The 19262-nt window shown below is 63.5% G+C and carries 18 protein-coding genes and 1 pseudogene; 8 read left to right on the top strand and 11 right to left on the bottom strand.

The genetic code is table 11. The features are described from left to right. Window positions 1-6: 6 nt before the first annotated feature. The 8 genes and pseudogenes from RS897_RS08135 to hsdR form a co-directional block, all read right to left on the bottom strand. Window positions 7-522 (bottom strand): hypothetical protein, encoded by a 516-nt coding sequence (locus RS897_RS08135; protein WP_315836068.1) that lies wholly within the window; start codon window positions 520-522, stop codon window positions 7-9. A gap of 6 nt (window positions 523-528) precedes the next feature. Beyond that, window positions 529-1635, bottom strand: coding sequence for a helix-turn-helix domain-containing protein (locus RS897_RS08130; protein WP_315836067.1), 1107 nt, complete (start codon window positions 1633-1635; stop codon window positions 529-531). Window positions 1636-1770: 135 nt separating this feature from the next. After that, window positions 1771-2619 (bottom strand): DUF6551 family protein, encoded by an 849-nt coding sequence (locus tag RS897_RS08125; RefSeq protein ID WP_315836066.1) that lies wholly within the window; start codon window positions 2617-2619, stop codon window positions 1771-1773. Window positions 2620-2779: 160 nt separating this feature from the next. After that, entirely contained in the window at window positions 2780-3172 is a 393-nt protein-coding gene (locus tag RS897_RS08120) for a restriction endonuclease (RefSeq protein WP_315838560.1), read from the bottom strand. 318 nt (window positions 3173-3490) lie between these two features. After that, a pseudogene (locus RS897_RS08115) lies at window positions 3491-3663 on the bottom strand (winged helix-turn-helix domain-containing protein); the annotation flags it as partial. Between the two features lie 40 nt (window positions 3664-3703). Further along, window positions 3704-5065 (bottom strand): restriction endonuclease subunit S, encoded by a 1362-nt coding sequence (locus tag RS897_RS08110; RefSeq protein ID WP_315836065.1) that lies wholly within the window; start codon window positions 5063-5065, stop codon window positions 3704-3706. 119 nt (window positions 5066-5184) lie between these two features. Continuing rightward, window positions 5185-6672 carry a class I SAM-dependent DNA methyltransferase gene (locus RS897_RS08105; RefSeq protein ID WP_315838559.1) on the bottom strand — a complete coding sequence of 496 codons (1488 nt, stop codon included), beginning with the start codon at window positions 6670-6672 and terminating at the stop codon, window positions 5185-5187. Between the two features lie 13 nt (window positions 6673-6685). After that, a complete protein-coding gene (gene hsdR / locus RS897_RS08100) occupies window positions 6686-10102 on the bottom strand; it encodes a type I restriction-modification system endonuclease (protein ID WP_315836064.1) in 3417 nt (1138 codons plus the stop codon). A 133-nt stretch (window positions 10103-10235) separates the two neighbouring features. On the opposite strand from hsdR, the gene RS897_RS08095 reads away from it, so the two are divergent. The 3 genes from RS897_RS08095 to RS897_RS08085 all read left to right on the top strand — a co-directional run bounded on the left by RS897_RS08095 (window position 10236) and on the right by RS897_RS08085 (window position 12189). Continuing rightward, window positions 10236-11399, top strand: coding sequence for an ADP-ribosylglycohydrolase family protein (locus RS897_RS08095; protein ID WP_315836063.1), 1164 nt, complete (start codon window positions 10236-10238; stop codon window positions 11397-11399). Between the two features lie 158 nt (window positions 11400-11557). Then, a complete protein-coding gene (locus RS897_RS08090; protein WP_315836062.1) occupies window positions 11558-11788 on the top strand; it encodes an AbrB/MazE/SpoVT family DNA-binding domain-containing protein in 231 nt (76 codons plus the stop codon). After that, window positions 11785-12189 (top strand): PIN domain-containing protein, encoded by a 405-nt coding sequence (locus tag RS897_RS08085; RefSeq protein WP_315836061.1) that lies wholly within the window; start codon window positions 11785-11787, stop codon window positions 12187-12189. The genes RS897_RS08090 and RS897_RS08085 overlap by 4 nt, the downstream gene beginning before the upstream one ends. Window positions 12190-12209: 20 nt before the next feature. Here the strand turns inward: RS897_RS08085 and RS897_RS08080 are convergent, their stop codons facing one another. Both RS897_RS08080 and RS897_RS08075 read right to left on the bottom strand, forming a co-directional pair. Then, on the bottom strand, window positions 12210-12971 hold the full coding sequence (locus tag RS897_RS08080) for a slipin family protein (RefSeq protein WP_315836060.1): 762 nt from the start codon (window positions 12969-12971) through the stop codon (window positions 12210-12212). A gap of 63 nt (window positions 12972-13034) precedes the next feature. Beyond that, window positions 13035-14435 (bottom strand): NfeD family protein, encoded by a 1401-nt coding sequence (locus RS897_RS08075; RefSeq protein WP_315836059.1) that lies wholly within the window; start codon window positions 14433-14435, stop codon window positions 13035-13037. 369 nt (window positions 14436-14804) lie between these two features. Between RS897_RS08075 and RS897_RS08070 the strand changes: the two genes are divergently transcribed. The 3 genes from RS897_RS08070 to RS897_RS08060 all read left to right on the top strand — a co-directional run bounded on the left by RS897_RS08070 (window position 14805) and on the right by RS897_RS08060 (window position 17162). Continuing rightward, entirely contained in the window at window positions 14805-15983 is a 1179-nt protein-coding gene (locus RS897_RS08070) for an integrase core domain-containing protein (protein WP_315836058.1), read from the top strand. A gap of 231 nt (window positions 15984-16214) precedes the next feature. Beyond that, window positions 16215-16640 carry a hypothetical protein gene (locus RS897_RS08065; protein ID WP_315836057.1) on the top strand — a complete coding sequence of 142 codons (426 nt, stop codon included), beginning with the start codon at window positions 16215-16217 and terminating at the stop codon, window positions 16638-16640. Between the two features lie 3 nt (window positions 16641-16643). Next, window positions 16644-17162: a hypothetical protein gene (locus RS897_RS08060; RefSeq protein WP_315836056.1), complete on the top strand. Its 519-nt coding sequence runs from the start codon at window positions 16644-16646 to the stop codon at window positions 17160-17162. 44 nt (window positions 17163-17206) lie between these two features. Here the strand turns inward: RS897_RS08060 and RS897_RS08055 are convergent, their stop codons facing one another. Further along, entirely contained in the window at window positions 17207-18292 is a 1086-nt protein-coding gene (locus RS897_RS08055; protein WP_315836055.1) for a radical SAM protein, read from the bottom strand. Between the two features lie 198 nt (window positions 18293-18490). Here RS897_RS08055 and RS897_RS08050 point away from each other — a divergent pair, with 198 nt between their 5' ends. Beyond that, window positions 18491-18856, top strand: coding sequence for a PqqD family protein (locus RS897_RS08050; RefSeq protein ID WP_315836054.1), 366 nt, complete (start codon window positions 18491-18493; stop codon window positions 18854-18856). Then, window positions 18853-19260 (top strand): lasso peptide biosynthesis B2 protein, encoded by a 408-nt coding sequence (locus RS897_RS08045; RefSeq protein WP_315836053.1) that lies wholly within the window; start codon window positions 18853-18855, stop codon window positions 19258-19260. Before RS897_RS08050 ends, RS897_RS08045 begins: the two co-directional genes overlap by 4 nt. Window positions 19261-19262: the final 2 nt, after the last annotated feature.

Below are 19262 nucleotides of genomic sequence, written 5' to 3'. Positions count from 1 at the left end.
ATTATATTATGATCGGCCGAATCCTTCCGAAAGGAACAGCTCTTCGAGAGTTTTGTTGAGCCACTTCGTCGTGTAGGCCGGCTTGAGTGCATCTTTCGGCCGATGCCCGGCGCCGCTCAGCAGCGTCTCCAGGGCGATCAATCGCCCCCTCAGTCCAAGCCGGACACCGAAGCGCATGCTGGCTCTGTCAGGACCGCACAACACCCACGCGTCGCTGCGTGTGAGGGCATGAGCCCACAACGATTGTTCACCCAGATCCAGTGCAATATCGGGTGCCTGCACCGCCACCACGGCGCGTTGCGCATCGTTGATCGCGTGGACCGCCTTGAGTGAGGCGCGAAGCTGTCCGGCGTCGATCTGCAATTCCGGCCGGCGCCGCTGGAAACCCGTCTGGGTCTCGATGACGCAATCCTCGACGGTCTCGAGGCTGTAGCCATTCGACAGGGCGCGCCACGCCCCAACCCGGTGGCACTCCAGGATCGCGTTGGTATCGACGAGGACCGGACCGCGGTGCCGCGCCATGACGCCTCACAGCGCGAGCGGGGACGGCACCCCGTGGGTCGCGAACAGGTCGGCAAGATCGTCCATCGTCAGGTCGAGCAGTCCCGCTGCCCGCCGCTCCGATACGCGTCCCTGTTCGATCGCCAGGGCGATCACCTGCATGAATGGTTTGGAGTACAGGGGAGGCGGCGTGGTCGGGGCGGCGTCGCGTCCATTGTTGCGCAGAGCCGCGTCCGGAATGGCCTTTGCCATGGTCGGCTTCAATCGGCCGACAGCAACAAGCCGCCATTTCAGCGCCGAGGACGTCACCTGAAGCGCGTGCGCAGCGCTGTTCAATCGATCGATCAGGTCGTCCTCGGCGAGATCGGACCAGTCACCGAACCGATCGAGTACCGGCGTTGGCATGAGGACCGCTGATGCAAAGATGTTGGCGAGCTGCTCGACGCGGTTGCCGCCGGTTTCCAGCGCGTCTTCCGCATGTTCGGGCGGCATGGAATCCCAGGTGAGGATATGAAAAAGCTCATGGGCCAGGTCGAAATTGCGACGCCCGATGACTTCATGGCGATTGATCAGCACGACATCCAGTTCCGGCAAGCGGCACGCGGCGCCGGAAATTCCTTGCACCGCGTCCACCATGAGCACGAGGATGCTGAGGTGTTGTTCCATCACCTCGACAAGGCGCCGTGCCGGCACCTCGCCGAGTTTCAGCTCGTCGGCAAATCGATCGCCGGCGTCCATGACGTCCTCGAAGCGCTGGTGACGCGTGATCGCGAGCGATTTGCGCAGCAACGGTGCCGTTCGGCCGACCTGGGGAGCGATGACGCGAAAGGCCGCGATCCAGCGTCCGGCGCTGCGCTCATAGGCTTTCAGGTGCTGCGGCCCGACATCGGCTTGGCGCCGCCAGGAGAAGCGCCCTTCGTCGACGAGCAGAAACGGATCGGTGAAATAGTCGAGAGGAGCTCCGAGCTTCTGGACGGCAATGACCAGCTCCTCGGCGGTCACGCGCCGTTCGCCAGTTTCGATCGCCGAAACTGTTTGACGGTCCTTGAAACCGAACAGGCGCGCGAGATCGTCCTGCGAGAGGCTTCGCTCCTCGCGCAGGGCCTTGATACGCCCTCCGATGAAATTCGCCATGGCAGGCCTCCGTCGAATAGATATAATCTTGCAAAACTTAAAAAGCAAGATTATGTTGCGAACACAAGGCGCGATCCAGTAGGTAGCGTGACCAACCCTCCGCCGCTCTCGGCGGAGGGGCCATCATCCCGAATCCTAAGCCGCTTGGGCCTTGCTGTTGTGAGAATACCTGCGCGAAAGGTGCTTCTCCAGTCGCTCGGCCATGTCGGACTTGGCCGTGTTGGGGAAGATCTGATCTCGGCCGGCGACGATTGCGCCCCATGCGTCGGGGAAGCTGAACTTCCCCATATACTTCAATAAAGTCTCCTCATCGGCCTGCCACTCGGGGTGCTTGTGCAGGACGATACAAATGGCCTCGATCACCGTGGACCGAAGATAGCCCGCATTGCCGTCCGCCGTTCGTGTAATGCACCGCAGCGCGGACAGCAGGGTTTGATATCCGTAGACTTCGTAGCATTTGAACAGCGCATTCACGGCGCTTGTCTCACCGACTTTCATGTTGGACAGGGTCGTGTTCGTGCGCAGCACAACAACGTCAGCCGCGGCGCAAACCTCGGCAATCGCCTGGCTTCTTTGTTCGCCCGATGCCAAGCGGGCATGGAAGAGCTGCGTATAAGTCGTTTTCGTCACGTTGCCGTTGACCGCGGCATAAGCTGCGGCTTGCTTTGCGCGATCTGCCTGCACGATCTGGCATGGCACCTGGGACAGTCCGCGGAGCATGGCCGCGGTTGTTCGATGCTGGCCGTCGACGACGGCGAAGTGTCCTCCCTCGACCGGTGCGACGATAACGGGGGCGAATTTTGACCAGTCGAACTGATCGGCAATATGCGCGATATTGATTGCCCCGCGCCGACTGATGCCACGTTGATACTGGTGATCGATCACCAGTTTGTCGATGTCGATCCAGTTGAGTTGTGGAGCAGGGCCAGGAGCGAATTCTGATGATGGCTTGGAGAAGCGCTCCGCATTGAGTGGTTTCAACATCAGGAACCTCTTTGAGAGCACCTGGATGGTGCGTCTTCGATGCTCCGCCTCGAATATTTCAGCTTCTCATCGGTATCGTGTTATTCACCGAAATATTTTATCCGTGCGCGCGCTGTTCGGAGCGGGTAATGGCGTTTTCTTCAGTTGCGGTGCGCAACATTTATTCTTCGACAAAGAAATCCTCGTCGATTCGCTTCACTTCTACGGCGCGGCTCACGCGCACGCCGACGCCGTGCTCGATCATCAGCTCGGCCAGGCGATCACCGTCGACTAGGATAATGCGCTGGGGTAGGTGCCGAACGAAATCGGCCGCGGGCGCGCTGAAGATAGAAGTGGTAACGAACACGCCTTTGCCGGCGCCGAGCCCGACAAGGCTGCCGACGAATCCCTGCACTTCGGGCCGGCCGACGCTGACATGCGGCGCATAGCGCTTGGCCTGGACATAGATGCGGTCGAGGCCGAGGCGGTCTTCGTCGATCACACCGTCCACGCCGTTATCGCCGCTGCGGCCAAGGCGTCGTGCGGCGTCCTCGTGGCTTCCGCCATAACCCATGGCAATCAGGAGATCGACGATCGCGCGTTCGAAAAAAGTGGGGCTCTGAGCCAGGATGCGCTGGAGCAGATCGGTCTTGAGCGCGGCGTGCAATATCGCTTGCGCCGCGTCGATCTGTTCTTCCGGGGTTGCCGGATTGTCCGCGCTTGCTTTGGCAGCAGAGGTCTGATCCGACGACGAGGCGCCGTTTGCCTTGTAGAACTGGACGAAGGCCGGGTAACGCATCAACACGTCCACATCGATTGCGGGCGGATTCGACTGCAGGAGTGCTTTACCTGCATCGCTGGCCGTGAAGCGCCCACACGAGGGGCTGTCGATGAGACCGGCCTTGCTCATATAGAACTTGGCCCAATGGACGCGGTTGTGCAGCAGCCGCTGGGCAGCATCTCCGCGCGCTCGGCGTCGCTGAGGCCGAGCTGGTCGGCGATCGCGTCGGCTACGTCGGGTACCCGTGTCTCGCCCGCCGCGGCGAGGCGAAGCACGGGGAGCATCAGCGCCTGATAATCGGGAATACTCATGCCGTCAGCCGGATCATGCTTGGGCAGCAGCAGTACGGTGGCCGCGCTTCGATGCAGGTGCGGATGCGCGCGGGGTGCGGATACGCTCGAGCAGCACGCTGGCGGGCTCGTCGTTCGGATCCTGCGGCACCAGCTCGCCCCGGAACGCCTTGGCAAGGATGATGGACTCTAGCCGGTCGAGCAGCGCGCTGGTGCGGGCGGCTTCGGCTTCAAGGCGGTCGGCGTGAGCGAGCGCCGATCTAATGCGTTTAACAATCTCTCGCTGCTCTTCCATCGGCGGCAAGGCGATGTGGAAAGCACGTACCTCTGGAAAGTAGATCGTGGTGTGCGTCGACCCCATGCCGAATTTTCGGATGTTGTCACCTTCAGCCATCAGCGCGAACATGAGATATTCCGGCAACAATGCTTCTGTACAGGTCCAAGTGGCGAAATCCTGGCTTGTTGCCATCGGCCGCGACATCATTGTCACATAGCCGACGGATGCTGTGCGAGAGAGGCAGACGGTGCCAGTCGGCAATAGCCGAGCCGATGAGTTCGCGAGTCCAGCGTCTGAAATCGTCTGCATTGTCTCACCAATAGAACGTCCATGATGTGCACCAGCATCGCGGATTCCAATCCAGGGAATGCCGCCATTCCAATAGTCAGAACGTGAACGGCTTGGGGTGTGTCCAGTCTCTTGCTTCGCCAGTCGCAGGAGGGGAACCCATTGCCATCCCGCTGGGAGGACGGTGCCTGGATCATTCACGGCCAGTCCTGCGGTGCCGGGTATAAGCTTGTCAGTCGCTTCACGTCCGCCGCGTCCTTGCTCGGGTGCAGCTACTCGTGTGAGCAAATGAGCGACCGACTCTGTTTGCGCACGTTCACGCCACTTGTCCGTCAGGTCGCCTGTAACTCCAGCGCGCAAAATTGTTAGCCGCTCGCGATCCGCCAACATCGGTACCCAATCCAGCTCCGTCCGAGCGCGAGCGATGTGCGCGGTCAGCTTGTCCAGCTTGGTGACGATGCGTCGCTGTTCGGCCGCAGGAGGGAGCGGATGTTTAATACGACGCAGGGCATCCTGACTGATGTTGCGCATTGAAAACTGGTTGCCCGTTGCCAGTTCTTCGATTTGTTTCCGCGCGACCGCGGATCGCAAAACCAATAATACCCACTTCTTTGTATCCTCGTTCACGACGAGGCGAAGAATTTTGTCGCTGAGAAACAATCCGTCAGGCTCGGTTTCGACCAAAACCACCGCGCCAACAAGTTCTAGCGTATTGGCACGGGAAAATAAGAGATCGCCCGCATGGATTCTTGCCTGTTCTGGTGGCCTGTATTCTGGCGGCAAGGTCTTCGATTGACTAGCATCGAAGCGCCCCCAGGTTACGGCACTCACTTTCACCACTCCTAGCTCGCCCCCGCGTGGCGGGCGTTCCTCGCAGCGCATGTTTTTGCCGGCCTCGACCTTATATAAAAGGTCACCTAGCGCAGTTTGAACCCAACCGCTCGGTAGCATCACTCTGCCGCCTCCGCGGTCTCCACCCTCACTCCAGTGCTCTCGCTCTCCAGCTCACTCACTAGCGCGCCAATTTCCTCCAGCGCCAACTTCAGATGCCCCTCGATTGCCGCTGCGATGTCTTCCGGCGTATCGAGGCCATCCTCGGCCTCAGCGCTGGTGTCTTTCAGCCAGCTAATATCGAGATTGTCGCCGCGTGTAGCGATCTCTGCGCGCGTGAAGCGGCGGAAGCGGCCTTCCTCGCCCTGGTCGATGCGTGGAGCGGCGGCGCGCGGATCGTCGCCGTAAGCGGCGGCAAAGTCGTCGAGATCAGCGGCCTTGAACGGGTTTGTCTTGCCATACTGGGGCGCGCCCGAGCGGGCATCATAAATCCACACCTCCTTCGTGGTGTCCTCCGCCGGCGCTTCTTCGTTGGCACGGGTGAAGAACAGCACATTGGTTTTCACGCCTTGGGCATAAAATAGGCCGATCGGCAGGCGCAGGATGGTGTGGAGATTGCACCAGCTCATCAGCCGCTGGCGAAGCAGCTTACCGCGCCCGTCGTCGAACAGCACGTTGTCCGGCACGATCACTGCTGCGCGTCCGCCAAGCTTCAGCGCACGGATGCAGTGCTCGACGAAGGGAAGCTGATAGGACGAGACCCGGTCGGCAATCGTCAGATCGTCGCGAGTCGGCGGGCCGCCAGCGGGGCCAAAGGGCGGATTGGTGAGGATCAGGTCGGCGTTTTTAAACTGCGGTCGCGCTCCCGCCGGGCTCAGCGTGTCGGCAAGATCAAGATTGTCCGGGTCAATCGCGTGCAGGTGCAGATTCATCAGCAGCAGGCGAAAGGTGTCGGGCACGTTCTCGATTCCGCGAAGCGCCTGTTGGAGCTGGAATGTCTGCTTCTTAGGCGAGAGCTCGAAATAGTCGTCGGTTGCCACCTTCATGAGGCTGTTGGCTGCGATCAGGAAGCCGCCGGTGCCGGCTGCCGGGTCCTGGATCACTTCACCCGGTTTGGGCTGCATCAGGCGAACCATCACCTGGATCAGGGCACGTGGCGTGAAGTATTGGCCAGCGCCGCGCTTGGTCTCTTCGGCCATTTTCTGCAGCAGGCCCTCATAGGCGTCGCCGAACGCGTCGCGCTCTTCGGTGAACCAGTGCAGGCCATCGATGGCGTCGATCAGCTTACGCAGGTTCGCCGGCTCGCGGACGATCGTCGCCGCATTCTGGAAAATCGCCACCACCGAGCGATCAGCGACCTTGGTTCCGTCACCCAGGTCGATCAGCCCCTGCTTGTAGCGCTGCAGCACCTCGGTCTCGCTCGCGCCTTTCAGCGCGCTCCAACGGTACTGCTCCGGAATGCGGCTTTCGTCCTTCTGTTCGGACGCCATTTTGAGGAATAGCAGGTAGGTGAGCTCGGTGACATACTGCTGGTACGTCACCCCGTCCTTGCGGAGCAGCGAGCAAAGACGCCAGAGCTTGTTCACGAGATCAGCGGACGGGTTCATCACGGTTCTTTCGTTATGCGACCCTGCCGCCGTCCCAGATGGCAGCGTTCAGGTCTTTAAGCACTTCCCTTAACCCGGAATCGAACGCACGGTCGACCACTTCGAAGCCACCGGCCTGTGCAAACAGTGGATCAGAGAGGATTTCGGGATCGCCGACCGGCTGAGCCTTCAGGACGCGGCCGATACGGGTGAGCCACTGCTTCTGCTTGGATGTCCAGGCCCGGCTCGCGAGGATGCGCTGCACTCCGTTCTCAACCCGCGCCTCATAAGGCACCAGCGGGTCACCGACCGCCGCCTGGCGGACGAAACCGATGATATGCGCGGCGATGTCGGCGTTGCGGGCGCTGCCATAGGCGCGGCGCAGGTTGGCCTCGGAGAACCCCTTGGAATCGAGCAGGATGGCCAGTTCCTTCAGTTCCTTGCGGGTGAGCTCGCGTGGGCGCTGAGTCGCCGCGATCATGGCGGGCACCGCGTTCATATTAGCGCGGACGAACGCCTCAAAACTCTCGATATAGTCGCCGGGCGTAGCCTTGCCGCCATAGTTGTCCGCGACCGAGACAAGCTCGTCTTCATGCTCGGAAATATAGATGCCGTCGCGAGGGCGTGCAGGGTTGGCAGCATCGAGAACTGCCGCGAGCGACGGGTGCTGCTGGAACAATGCGATGGTGTCGGTGGGCGGCGCAGACTTGAGGCGGTCAGCCAGGCCATCGAACGGCCCCAGCACCGCCTCGAGCGCTTCGCGTCGGGTCTCGTCGATGTGGCGCAGGCGCTGGCGCAGCTTGACCACAATCTGATCGCGCACGAACGCACGGTCGATATCGGTGGTGGCACGCTCCAGATCGGCGGCCAGCGTGGTGAAGCTAAGGGCCGGGTCGACCACCACCGGCCGCATGTCCGTCACCTCCTGCAGATTGGCGTAGATGTCGACGGCGTCGAAGATCCGGAAATATTCCTTGCCGATCTCGTCGCAGCGGCGGGTGGCTCGGCCGATCATCTGGTCGTAAAGGATGCGGCTGTTGACACGACGAACAAAGGCCAGGTTGACAATCGGTGGGACATCGATGCCGGTCGTCAGCAGGTCGACGGTGACGACATATTTGGGGCGCGGATCATTCTTGAGCGCTTTGATGCGATCGAGCGGCTTGTCGACCGATCCGGTGATTTTCTCGACCAGATCGTGCGGCTGCGGCCCGTACTCCGCGCTCAGTGCGATGCGAAGCTCGTCGACGAGGATATCGGCGTGGTCGTCGCGCGCGGCGAACAGTAGCGTCTTGCCGGGCTGGTCGGGTGGGCACTCGGCCGCGATCGCCTCGGCCACCGCCCTGTTGAAGGGGCGTGTGTAGACCTTCTTGTTGAATTCGGCGACCTCGAAATCGACCTGGTCATCGAGATTGAAGAGGTCGATCTGCCCCGTGCGGGGATCGACGATATTGACCTCTTCGCCCTTGTCGAAGCTGATCCCCGTCTGGCTGAGCGCTGTCGTAATGCGGCGCGGTGGACGATGATCAATCAGGTAGCCGTCGATCACGGCCTGACGGTAGCCGTAGTGGAACGCGGGTGCTCCGAAGATCTCGCGCGTGTGCAGCGCGGGTGTCGCGGTCAGCGCGACCTTCGTCGCATCGAAATAATCGAGCACGCGGCGGTAAGCAGAGAGATAGTCGGCGAGATTGCGAAAGCCGAGGTCTTCCTCACGCAGTTCGGCGTCCAGCGTGTAGCCGCGATGAGCCTCGTCGACGATGATAAGATCATAAGTGCCCGGCGTCGGCCGTTCCGCATCGGGATCGTCGAAGATGCGGCGGATCATCGCCTGTACCGTCGCCACCTGCACCCGGTCGGTTGCCTCCGGGAATTTGCGCGCCATGTCGGCGATCGGGAACACCTGATCGAACTTGAGAAAGCCGCTGGTGTCGGTGTTGCTCATGGCATCTAGCGTCTGGCGCCCCAACGCATTGCGATCCACCAGGAAGAGGATGCGGCGGAAGCGCTTGGTGCGCAGGAGTTCGTACATCAGCGCGATGGCAAGGCGTGTTTTTCCCGTGCCGGTGGCCATGGCGAGCAGGATATGATCCTGCCCTCGGGCGACGGCCTCCTCGACGGCGCGGATCGCGTCCTGCTGGTAGGGGCGCAACCCGGTGACGCCGAGCTCGCGTTCGGCGAAACCGGCGACATCCTCGCCGATCTCCTGCTCCAGCCGCTCGGTCAGGTCGCGCGGCGAGAACCATTCGGCTAGCGCCCGCGGGTTGGTCTTGTGTCGTGCATCCCAGAACCACGTGCCCGACTTGGTGGCGAGCTGCTTGACATAGGGACGCTCGTTGGTGACGAACACGAACGGCGCGCGAAAACGATCATCGCCATCAATCCAAGGGCCGCCGGACGGCACTTCGTCCGTGGTCAGCGTGATGCCGCGCGCATAACGCTTGGCCTGCCCGATGCGGCCGGGCACGTCGCTGATCTGGCGCTTGGCTTCGACAACGCCGACGCAACGGCCATTTACGAACAGCGCGTAATCCACGGGACCGCTCTCGGTCGGCCATTCGGCAATCGCGATCGCTTCCGCGGGTCCAGGGCGGATGCCGCTTGCATGACGAAGCAGCGCACTGTCGACCCGCCAGCCCGCGGCGCGTAGCTGCTCGTCGATGATGACGCGCGTGGTCGCCTCATCGAGCACGACGTCTTCGGAGCTCTTGACGGCTGCCTGCGCAAGCAACTCGAGCTGTTGTGCAGGCGCGGCGGCGGCCTCGGCCTGCGTGTTCGCGAGCGAGCGTTCGGCGGCACGCAGCGCGGCCTCGGTCTCTCCCGCATATGTCTCCCAGAAGGCCCGGTCACGGGCTTCCGCTTCGGCGCGTCCTTCGAGCTCGCGACGGGCAGCCTCCGCCTCCTGAGCCGCAAGCCGGGCCTTCGCTTCGGCGTCGGCACTGGCTGCGACGGCTTGGCGCAGGGTGGCGATTTCCCCTCGCAGGATTGCGCTCGCATCGACGGGAGCAGTCGGTGGCACGAACGGCCCCAGCCGGAACGATGGCGCGTTGCCGTAGGTTTGATGAAACCACGCGCCAATGGCCCGGGCGATCTTGAGCGCCGTCAGCGCTTCGGACGCCGTGCCGCGGTCTTCATGGGCTGCGGTGTTCCCTGTCCGCTTCAGGTGATAAAACAGATCGGCGATTTCGCGTTGCAGGACCGATCGGGTCCGCAGTGCGCGAAGAATCTCGTCAAAGGTTGCCCGGCTATCCGCAAGGAGGGCCTGCCGCGCGGCCACTTCCTTGGCGGTGATTTCGGCGAACTGGCGCAGCTTGACCAGGGCCGTCGAAGGATCGTCGAAGAAATACCGTTCGGCGAGCCGACCAAGCTTGGCCAATTGAGGACTGTGCGCCTCGAGAAAGCTGAAATTGCCGGTATTTTCCCCCATCACCGTAGGGTAGTGTTTTTGCTGCAACCTTCAAGTGTCTCGCGGCTTTGATGCCTACATACATGGTCGCGCTAGCGTCCCGCACGACGAGGCGGGTGCAACACTGGGGCAAGGATTCAGCGCAGCTGATGCAGAGCGAAGCGTCCAGTGGTCGTGCGGCATGAGCACGGAAGGTCGGTTGATTGGGACGTCGCGGTTGTCCCCGGCCGCGCTGCGTTCCCGCTTTCGCGGCTGTCTCCTCGGCGGCGCCTGCGGCGATGCGCTGGGCGCGCCGGTCGAGTTCATGTCGCGGGAGAAGATCCTGCGCATTTATGGGCCCGGGGGCATCGAGGCGTTCGATACCGCGTATGGACGCGTCGGCGCCATCACCGATGATACGCAGATGACGCTGTTCACCGCCGAGGGCCTGCTGCGCGGCTGGGTGCGCGGATCGTTAAATGGCATCACGTCTTACGAAGACACCACGTCAGCGGCCTATCTGCGCTGGTTGCTGACGCAGGGCGAGATCAACCCACTGCTGCCGCGCTCCCTGGCGTCCGGATGGCTGGTGGAGCAGATCGGCTTCAGTGCGCGGCGCGGCCCCGGCCGCACATGTCTCGCGGCGCTGCACGCCATGACCGCGCTGGGCGCGCCCGCGCGCAATGACAGCAAGGGCTGCGGCGGCGTGATGCGTTTGGCGCCGGTGGGGCTGTTCGCGGCGCGGCTGCCGCAAGGTTCATCCCCAGAAGGTTTGCCTCCGTCTGAGACATTCCAGCTCGGCGTCCGGCTGGCGGCGCTCACCCATGGCCATCCCAGTGGATGGCTGCCCGCGGGTGTGCTCGCGGTGCTGGTGCAGGGACTTGTCGCGGGCGTCCCGCTGGCGCAGGCGCTGGTCGTGGCCAAAGCCTGCCTGCGCCGCGCGCCGGATCACGCGGAGACGCTGGATGCCATTCTGCGCGCGGAGGATCTTGCGGCCTCCGATCTGGCGCCATCAAAGCGCGAGAATGGGCGGGCGATCGCCAAACTCGGCCAGGGCTGGGTCGGCGAGGAAGCGCTGGCGATCGCGCTGTATTGCGCGCTGGTGGCGCCGGGGTTTCGCGAGGGCGTGGTGCTCGCCGTCAATCACGACGGCGATTCCGATTCCACCGGCGCCATCGCCGGCAATCTGCTCGGCGCGCTCTGGGGCGCGAAGGAGATCCCGCGCGCCTGGCTCGCGCGCCTGGAGCTGAAAGATGTGATCACCGAGATGGCGGATGATCTGCTGGCGTTTCCGGGGTGGGAGATTTCGCAAGGCGCGGAAACGGAGAAGGGCGCGGCGATCACGCGGAAGTATCCTGGGCTTTGAAGACGCGGCACGAGAGCCAGGCGCTGGAGTGCTGGTGATATCCGCTCCGCCGGCGAGATTGCGTAGTTAAAAAGTAAAATCAATGGCTTAGATCCCCTTGAACTGAAATGGTATCTGCTTATGATATACATGAATTTTGGAATATCATGGAGGCGATCATGCAGGTGTCGAAGTGGGGCAACAGCCTGGCCGTGCGATTGCCCAAGGCCCTGGTCGATCAGCTCGGTCTCGCCCCCGGTGACGAACTGAAGGTGGTCGAGGCGTCGAAAGGCCAGATTGCCGTCGAGAAGGTCGACAAGCGCGCGGAGTTTCTGAAGCGGATGGAGCAATTCCGTTTTCCTCTGCCCGAAGGCTACAAGTTCGACCGCGACGAGGCGAATGAGCGGTGAGTGCGTTCTTCGATAGCAATGTCCTGATTTATGCTTATTCGACGGATGCGCGGCGCGCACGTGCATTGGCGGTTGTTGCCGATGGCGGCGTCATCAGCGTCCAGGTCCTGAACGAATTCACCAACGTGTTGCGCAACAAGCAAAGGCAGAACTGGCCCATCGTCGAGGCCGCGCTGCATTCTCTTCGCTTTCTGTTTCCCGACATCCTGCCGCTGACCGCCGACACGCATGCAGCCGCGGTCGCGCTGGCGCGCGATCATAGTTTCTCCTTTTATGATGCGCTGATCGTCGCCTCGGCGATCGAAGGTGGATGCGATATTCTCTACAGCGAGGATATGCAGCATGGCCGCCTCATCGATGGCTTGAACATCCGCAATCCTTTCCTCGAGAGTCCACCGTAACGATAGCCTGCACGGCCACCTCACCCCGCGCCCTTGCCCCGCCCGTTCAAATGCCCGAGCAGATCCATCGGCAGCGGAAACACCACCGTGGATGAGCGCTCGCCGGCGATGTCGTGCAGCGCCGCGAAGTAGCGCAGCTGCATGGCCTGCGGCTCCTGCGCCAGGATGCGGCCGGCTTCCACCAGCTTCTCGGCGGCCTGCTGTTCACCCATGGCGTTGATCACCTTGGCGCGGCGCAGCCGTTCGGCTTCGGCCTGTTTGGCGATGGCGCGCACCATGGTCTCGTTGAGGTCGATGTCCTTGATCTCGATGTTGGTCACCTTGATGCCCCAGGCGTCGGTCTGCTGGTCCAGGATCTCTTGAATATCCGCGTTGAGCCGGTCGCGCTCCGCCAGCATCTCGTCGAGCTCGTGCTTGCCCAGCACCGAGCGCAGCGTGGTCTGCGCCAGCTGGCTGGTCGCCGCCATGTAGTTGCCCACCTGGATGATGGCGCGCTCGGCGTCGACAATGCGATAATACAGCACGGCGTTCACCTTCACCGACACGTTGTCGCGGGAAATCACGTCCTGCGGCGGCACGTTCTCCACCATCACCCGCAGGTCCACCTTCACCAGCTGCTGCACCACGGGAATCAGGAGGATCAGTCCCGGCCCCTTGACGCCGGTGAAGCGCCCCAGCGTGAACACCACCCCGCGCTCATATTCGCGCAGGATGCGGATCGCCTGGGAGAAGAACACCAGCGCGACGATGACAAGCACGAGGACAGAGACATAATCGAGCATGGGGCACCTCCTGGGGCTCACAAAAGCACGAGCCCGAACTCTCCTCCGCGGCCGTCGCCGCGGCTATCGCCGCCGCACCTCCAGCGTCAGGTTGGTCACGTCGGCCACCTCCACCGTCTCGCCGGGCGCGAATGCCTCGGCGCCGTGCGCCCGCCAGCGTTCGCCCTGGGTGAAGACATGGCCCTCAAAGACCGGGCCCTCACCCGACCAGTCGATCACCTGCGCGGGAAGGCCGCGCATGGCGTGGGCGCCGGTGCTGGGCGGGCTGTTGCGCACGCGGCGCAGCGAGGCGAGCACGACACCGATCAGGCCCAAAAACATCGCCGCCGCCGTCGCGATCACCGGCCAGGAGACGCGAACGCCCGGCGCGTCGGTGCGAAACAGCAGCAGCGCGCCGAGCACAAAGGCGATAACGCCGCCAAGGCCGAGCACCACGGTGGGATTGAAGGCTTCCACCACCAGCAGCGCGATGCCCAGCAGCACCAGGCCGAGGCCGGCATAATTGATCGGCAGCATGTTCAGGGCATAGGCCGCCAGCAACAGGCAGATCGTCCCGATCACGCCGGGCGCCACCGCGCCGGGCGTGGTCACCTCGAAGAACAGGCCGTACAGGCCGACCAGGAGCAAAATGAACGCCACATTGGGATCGGTGATCACGCCGAGAAAGCGCGCGATCCATCCCCGCTCGATGGTCTCCACGGTGATGTCCTTGGTGGCGAGCGTGTGCGTGGCGCCGCCGGCCAGCTCCACGGTGCGGCCGTCGATCTGCTGCAACAGCTCCGCTTCGCTGCGCGCGATCAGCTCGATGACATGGGCGTCGCGTGCGCCATTGGCGGTGAGGGTCGCGGCCTCGCGCACCGCCTTCTCGCCCCAGTCGGCGTTGCGGCCGCGCAGCTCGGCCAGGCTGCGGATCAGCGCCACCGCATCGTTGGTGGCCTTCGCCGTCATCGCATCCTTTGGCGCGGCCTTGGTGTCGCCGTCCTTGTCCTTGCTGTCCTTGTCCTTGTCTTTGTCCTTGTCTTTGTCCTGGCCCGCGCCCGGCAGGCCCGGCAGCGGCCCGCCGATCGCCACCGGCGTCGCGGCGCCGATGTTGGTGCCCGGCGCCATCGCGGCGATGTGGGTGGCATAGAGGATATAGGTGCCGGCGGAAGCCGCGTGGGCGCCCGAGGGCGCGACATAGCCGATCACGGGCACCGGCGAGGCCAGCACATCCACAATGATCTCGCGCATGCTGGAGGCGAGCCCGCCCGGGGTGTTCAACCGCAGGATGACAAGTTCGGCGCGCCGCTCCTGGGCTGTCTTCAGCGCGTCCCGCACATAACCCGCCGTGGCCGGCCCGATCGCGCCGTCAATCCCCACCGTCAGCGCCAGCGGCTTGCTCTCCGCCGGCGCCGCCGGCCGCGGCGCCATCATCAGCGCCATCACCGCCGCCGCAATCACAAGGGCCACCCGGAGCATCCGCACGGCAAGCACTCCCTGATCAGCACGATATGGGGAGAGGGCGCGGGAAGCTCAATACGGCGGAGGTGGTGTTGCGCTGCACGCTGGCGAGCAGGCATGACGGCTGTGGAGGTCGAAATGCTTCACCAAACTCAGTGTCATCGTCCGGCTTGACCCTACGATATGCACACATCTCGATCCGCGACGTCTTGATTTCGAGACGATGATTTTGCGGCTCCCTCCCCCCCTTGTGGGGGAGGGTGGGGAGGGGGGGCCGCGTGTTGGTACAAACTGGGCTGAGTCCTGACAATTTGACCCGGGTTGATTCCTGACAGGCAAGCTTCGTCTGATTCGATGGAGGATCAGGCGATGCCTTTCAGGGAGAGCAGTCCTATGGAGGAGCGTATCGCGTTGTTTCGGGAGTACGAGACGGGAGCATTTTCGGTGACGGAGCTGTGCGCGCGGTATGGCATCAGCCGGGAGACCTTCTACGTGTGGAAGCGCCGCCGCGCGAGCGGGGAGCCGCACTGGTTCGAGGAGAGAAGCCACGCGGTGGAGAGCTGTCCGCATGCGACGGCTAGCCAACTGGCCGACTGCCTCATCGCGACACGGCGACGGTTCCCGCATTTCGGCCCGAAGAAGGTCAAGGCATGGCTTGAGCGCGGGCGGCCCGAGATCGACTGGCCTGCGGCGTCGACGATCGGCGACATCCTGAAGCGGGAAGGCTTGGTCGAGACACGCCGTCGCCGACGTCGAGCGATTGCACAGGGCGAGGTGGTGGCGCCGGCAAGCGTCCCCAATGAGGAATGGTCGATCGACTTTAAGGGCTGGTTTCGAACCCGCGACGGGACACGCTGCGATCCGCTCACCATCACGGATGCTGCGAGCCGCTTTCTTGTCGAGGTCCGCATCGTCGATCCGACCTGGGCTGGCGTTAAAGGCGCGCTGGAACGCGTTTTCGCGGACATTGGCCTTCCCGATGCGATCCGCTCCGATAACGGTACACCGTTCGGATCCACGGGGGCGGGCGGCCTTTCGGCACTCTCGGTGTGGTGGCTCAAGCTCGGCATCGAGCCGCACTACATCCCGCCGGCGAGTCCGCAGGACAACGCCCGGCACGAGCGCATGCACCGCACTCTGAAGGCTGAGACCTCGAAACCGCCGGCGGCAACGGCTGCCGAGCAGCAGCGCCGGTTCGACGTCTTCCGCCACCACTTCAACCAGGAGCGGCCGCACGAGGCTCTCGATCAAGCGCCGCCCGCCAAGCTCTGGCAGTCGCCGTCGCGCGCCCTGCCGAGCCATCTCCATGACCCCTGGTACGATGCTTATCATGAGGTCCGCCGTGTGCGTTCCTCCGGCGAAATCAAATGGCGCGGCGAGCTCGTGTTCGTCGGTGAAGCGCTTGCAGGCGAACTCGTTGGTCTCGCCGAACGCGACACCGGCGGCCACATCCTGCGCTTCTGCGACCGGGATCTGGGGGTGATCGATCGTGACCACCGTTTCCTCCGCTTTGCTCCCCCGCGCGCCCGGTTCCGCGTTCAGCAGAAAACGGCAGCGACAGCAAAACAATGACCGAATACTGTCAGGCATCAGCCCGGTCCAAAATGTCAGGAATCGACCCGGTCGGACCGTTCAAGCGGAATGATCATCGCGACCTGCATGAGAGATGGTGCGACGCAGCCGATCACTCACGCTGCGGATCTATCGTTACCCCCCTCCCTAACCCTCCCCCACAAGGGGGGAGGGAACGACTCTTTGCCGAGTGGCCACGACGTTGAAGACAACGTGAGGTCCGTAGTCTGCGTGAAGATGTGTGAATCTCGTAGGGTCGAGCCGGACGATGACACGCAGAGTGTGGAGTTCATCGTCCTCCTCACCCCCATTCATCCTAAACATTCATGGTCAACACAGCAGTCGCAGGCAGCTGCCGATGGCTCCCCGCTGCGCGTCCGCGGGGTCTCCAACGATCTCCTGATCCGCCGCGACAATCCCTCGTTCTCGTCGACCAGCCAGGCCACGGCGACGATTTCCGGCGACCACAGCACCACGAAGACACAGAACTACAAGCTGACGGGCGCGGTCGGATATGCGTTCGAGTCCGGCTTCACCGCCGCGGTCCCTTACGTGTCGTTCTATCAATCGATCACCGATACGGAGGGAAAAGCGCAGTCGCGGGATCCCACAAGCTTCGTCGCGGGCGGCATGATGTTCACAACGACCATCCCCTGAGACGTGCTGGTTCAGACCATCGCAGCAAAACCTCAGTTTCTCCAGAACACCAAGGATCACAGCCAGATCGCCAGCCTCACGCTACTCTACAGGCCATTCACCGCCTTCGACGTCTCCAATGGCGGCATGAACCTCAACGATCCGCGCCCGATACCGTTCTGGCTATCCGCCTACGCGGAGATCCTGTTCGATCTGCGCGCGGACATGGGCTACTACACTGATCGCGGCAACGATCCGGTTGAAAGCCTGGTCAATCGAAGTTTCGGGCGCGCCGGATCTCGTGTCGGATTCGCCCTGACGACCGATTCCAGCGGCCCGTCCTTCACGCTGGTGGTGGCCGAAACCTATCTCTACGGCTTTGCCGGAAGCGTTCGAAATCTGTCGTTTTTCGAAACTTCGCTCACCTACAATTTCGACGAGAAGAAATATGTCGGCCTGAAAGCGAGCTATACCAAGGGCCGTGACGAGGACACCGCTCTTCCGGTGCAGAGATGGCTGGTCGGATTGAGCGCGAGATACTAGGTCGCGCTCGGCTCTTGCTGGCGACGGGAGAGCTTCCAGAGCTCCTAATACGGCGGCGCGTTCGGGTTGCAGCCGCCTTCGGGGCCGCAGGGCGGCACTTCGGGGGTGCAGGGGCCTTCCTGCGGAACGCAGGGGCGGCCGCCCATCGGCAGGCAGGGGTGGAATTCTTCCGGAGAGCAGGGGTCGCCGAGGGGAACGCAGTTCGGGGTGACCGGTCCGCATTCCGCCATCGGCGAAAACGCGTGGCCGCCGCTGCCGCGCGCGCCGCGCTCCGCCCGCAGCCGGTGCCGGAACTGCTGAAGCGGTGCGCCGCGCAGCACGCTGTCCAGGCCGGCGGTGATATGCCCCACCGTAAACTGCCGCGCAAAGGTGCAGGGCATCGCCTGGCCATCGGCGGTGATGCACAGCTTGCCCTCCCAGCACCGGCCGCATAATGCTGCGGTGGAATTGGCTGCGGTGGAAACCTCTGCCGCCGCGCCGCCGCGTCCCATCGCGCGGGTGCTGTCGATGTTGATCGACCGCACGCCCAGTTGCTGCAGAAAGCGCCGGGTCGCCGTCACCTCCGGGTTCAGGCCGGTGGCGATGATGCCGGTGCGCACGTCCAGGCCGGCGGCGAGCGCCCACCTCAGATTGGCGATGGTGCGGGTGTGGCTGCCGGCGCGTCGGGTGACGGCGTCGTGCGGCAGCGACGTCGCCGCGTAGATCGAAAACGCCAACGCCACGCGGTGGTCGACAAACGCCGCGCGCAGCCGCGGGCTGAACGCCAAACCGTTGGTGTAGACCTCGATCCAGTCAAAGCCGCTGTCCCGCGCAAACCGGATCAGGTCGGGCAGCGCCGGATGCAGCGTCGGCTCGCCGCCGATGAACTGCAGCTTGCGGCAGCCGAGTCCCGCCGCCTGATCGATGGTGCGCCGCCAGTCCGCCTCCATCAGGCCGCCATGCAGCGCGCGGGTGGGGCTGGAGTCGGTGTAGCAGTGCACGCATTCCAGATTGCATTTGTGGGTCAGCTCCAGCCACAGGAAATCGAGCCATGGCGCTTTAAGAATTGGTGTTTCAGGAGTTGGGGCTTCAAGAACTGCTGCTTCAGCAAAGTCGTGTGGGGCGGGACTGTGGGACGGCAGGGATTGCATCGCGCATCTCCGGGCTCGCACAAATCTGACAGCGCCAAGTCTGGCGCGTTTCACGGGCCGACGTCAAACTCTCTTTGAAATGGTGGTCCTCCGCTGCTACAATTTCCCGGAATTCCGAGTGAATTTTTTGTCTCAAGCGGCCCGCCACCTTGAATTGCCATGCGGGCGCGCCGACGGGGAGACCCGCATGCAGCGCTATTGCAACGGAACGATTATCGTCAGCGCGACAAAGGTCCTGCGACCGTGCCGCTGACCGCCGATACGCTCCTGGTGCAGGATAGCGAGCCCACCCGCACGACGCAGGGCGAGGAAGTGATGATGCTCAGCGCGCGCGCCGGCGCGTATTTCGGGCTGAACAAGGTCGGCAGCGAGATCTGGGCGATGCTGGCCCAGCCGCGCAGCGTGGGCGAGGTCTGCCAGGCGCTGGCGCAGCTGTATCAGGTCGAGGCCGATGTGCTCGCAGCCGAGGTTCACGCGTTCCTGCAGCAGATGCTGAGCAACGGGCTGCTGCGGGTGCCGGATCCCGGCGAGCTTCAACGGATGTCGCAAGGCCGATCCGGATGAAAGCCGGCACGCGGCGGCGCAATTATCTCACGGAGGCCGCCGTCCTGCTTGTTGCCGCGCGCCTCGGCGTGCGCCTGCTGTCGCCCGAGCGCGTGTTCGCCTTTGCGAACCGCAGGATTCGTCGCAACCGGTTTGCCGCTGATGAGACCGCCTGGGTGTCCTGGGCGATCGATGCCGCCAGCGCATGGCGATGGCTGCGCGGGCCTGATCTGGCGCGGGCGCTGGCCGCGCACACCATGCTGCGCCGGCGCGGCATCGCCAGCCGTCTGTGTCTTGGCGTGTTGAGTGAAGGCGAGGCGCTGAAGCCGCAGGCCTGGGTGGAAGTCGGCCGCAAGGTGGTGGTCGGCGGTGCGCCGGCGCCGCGCCTTGCGCGCCTGGCCGAGTTCGGCGGGGAGCTGCCATGATC

The organism is Bradyrhizobium prioriisuperbiae, from assembly GCF_032397745.1.
Classification (GTDB): domain Bacteria; phylum Pseudomonadota; class Alphaproteobacteria; order Rhizobiales; family Xanthobacteraceae; genus Bradyrhizobium_A; species Bradyrhizobium_A prioriisuperbiae.
Note: the sequence above shows the minus strand (reverse complement) of the source record. Positions and strands in the feature narration are given on the sequence as shown.

Coding starts and splice junctions, on each gene's coding strand:
- RS897_RS08135 (WP_315836068.1), bottom strand. CDS start 522: ATGGCGCGGCACCGCGGTCCGGTCCTCGTCGATACCAACGCGATCCTG.
- RS897_RS08130 (WP_315836067.1), bottom strand. CDS start 1,635: ATGGCGAATTTCATCGGAGGGCGTATCAAGGCCCTGCGCGAGGAGCGA.
- RS897_RS08125 (WP_315836066.1), bottom strand. CDS start 2,619: ATGTTGAAACCACTCAATGCGGAGCGCTTCTCCAAGCCATCATCAGAA.
- RS897_RS08120 (WP_315838560.1), bottom strand. CDS start 3,172: ATGGGTTATGGCGGAAGCCACGAGGACGCCGCACGACGCCTTGGCCGC.
- RS897_RS08105 (WP_315838559.1), bottom strand. CDS start 6,672: ATGAACCCGTCCGCTGATCTCGTGAACAAGCTCTGGCGTCTTTGCTCG.
- RS897_RS08095 (WP_315836063.1), top strand. CDS start 10,236: ATGAGCACGGAAGGTCGGTTGATTGGGACGTCGCGGTTGTCCCCGGCC.
- RS897_RS08090 (WP_315836062.1), top strand. CDS start 11,558: ATGCAGGTGTCGAAGTGGGGCAACAGCCTGGCCGTGCGATTGCCCAAG.
- RS897_RS08080 (WP_315836060.1), bottom strand. CDS start 12,971: ATGCTCGATTATGTCTCTGTCCTCGTGCTTGTCATCGTCGCGCTGGTG.
- RS897_RS08070 (WP_315836058.1), top strand. CDS start 14,805: ATGGAGGAGCGTATCGCGTTGTTTCGGGAGTACGAGACGGGAGCATTT.
- RS897_RS08055 (WP_315836055.1), bottom strand. CDS start 18,292: ATGCAATCCCTGCCGTCCCACAGTCCCGCCCCACACGACTTTGCTGAA.
- RS897_RS08045 (WP_315836053.1), top strand. CDS start 18,853: ATGAAAGCCGGCACGCGGCGGCGCAATTATCTCACGGAGGCCGCCGTC.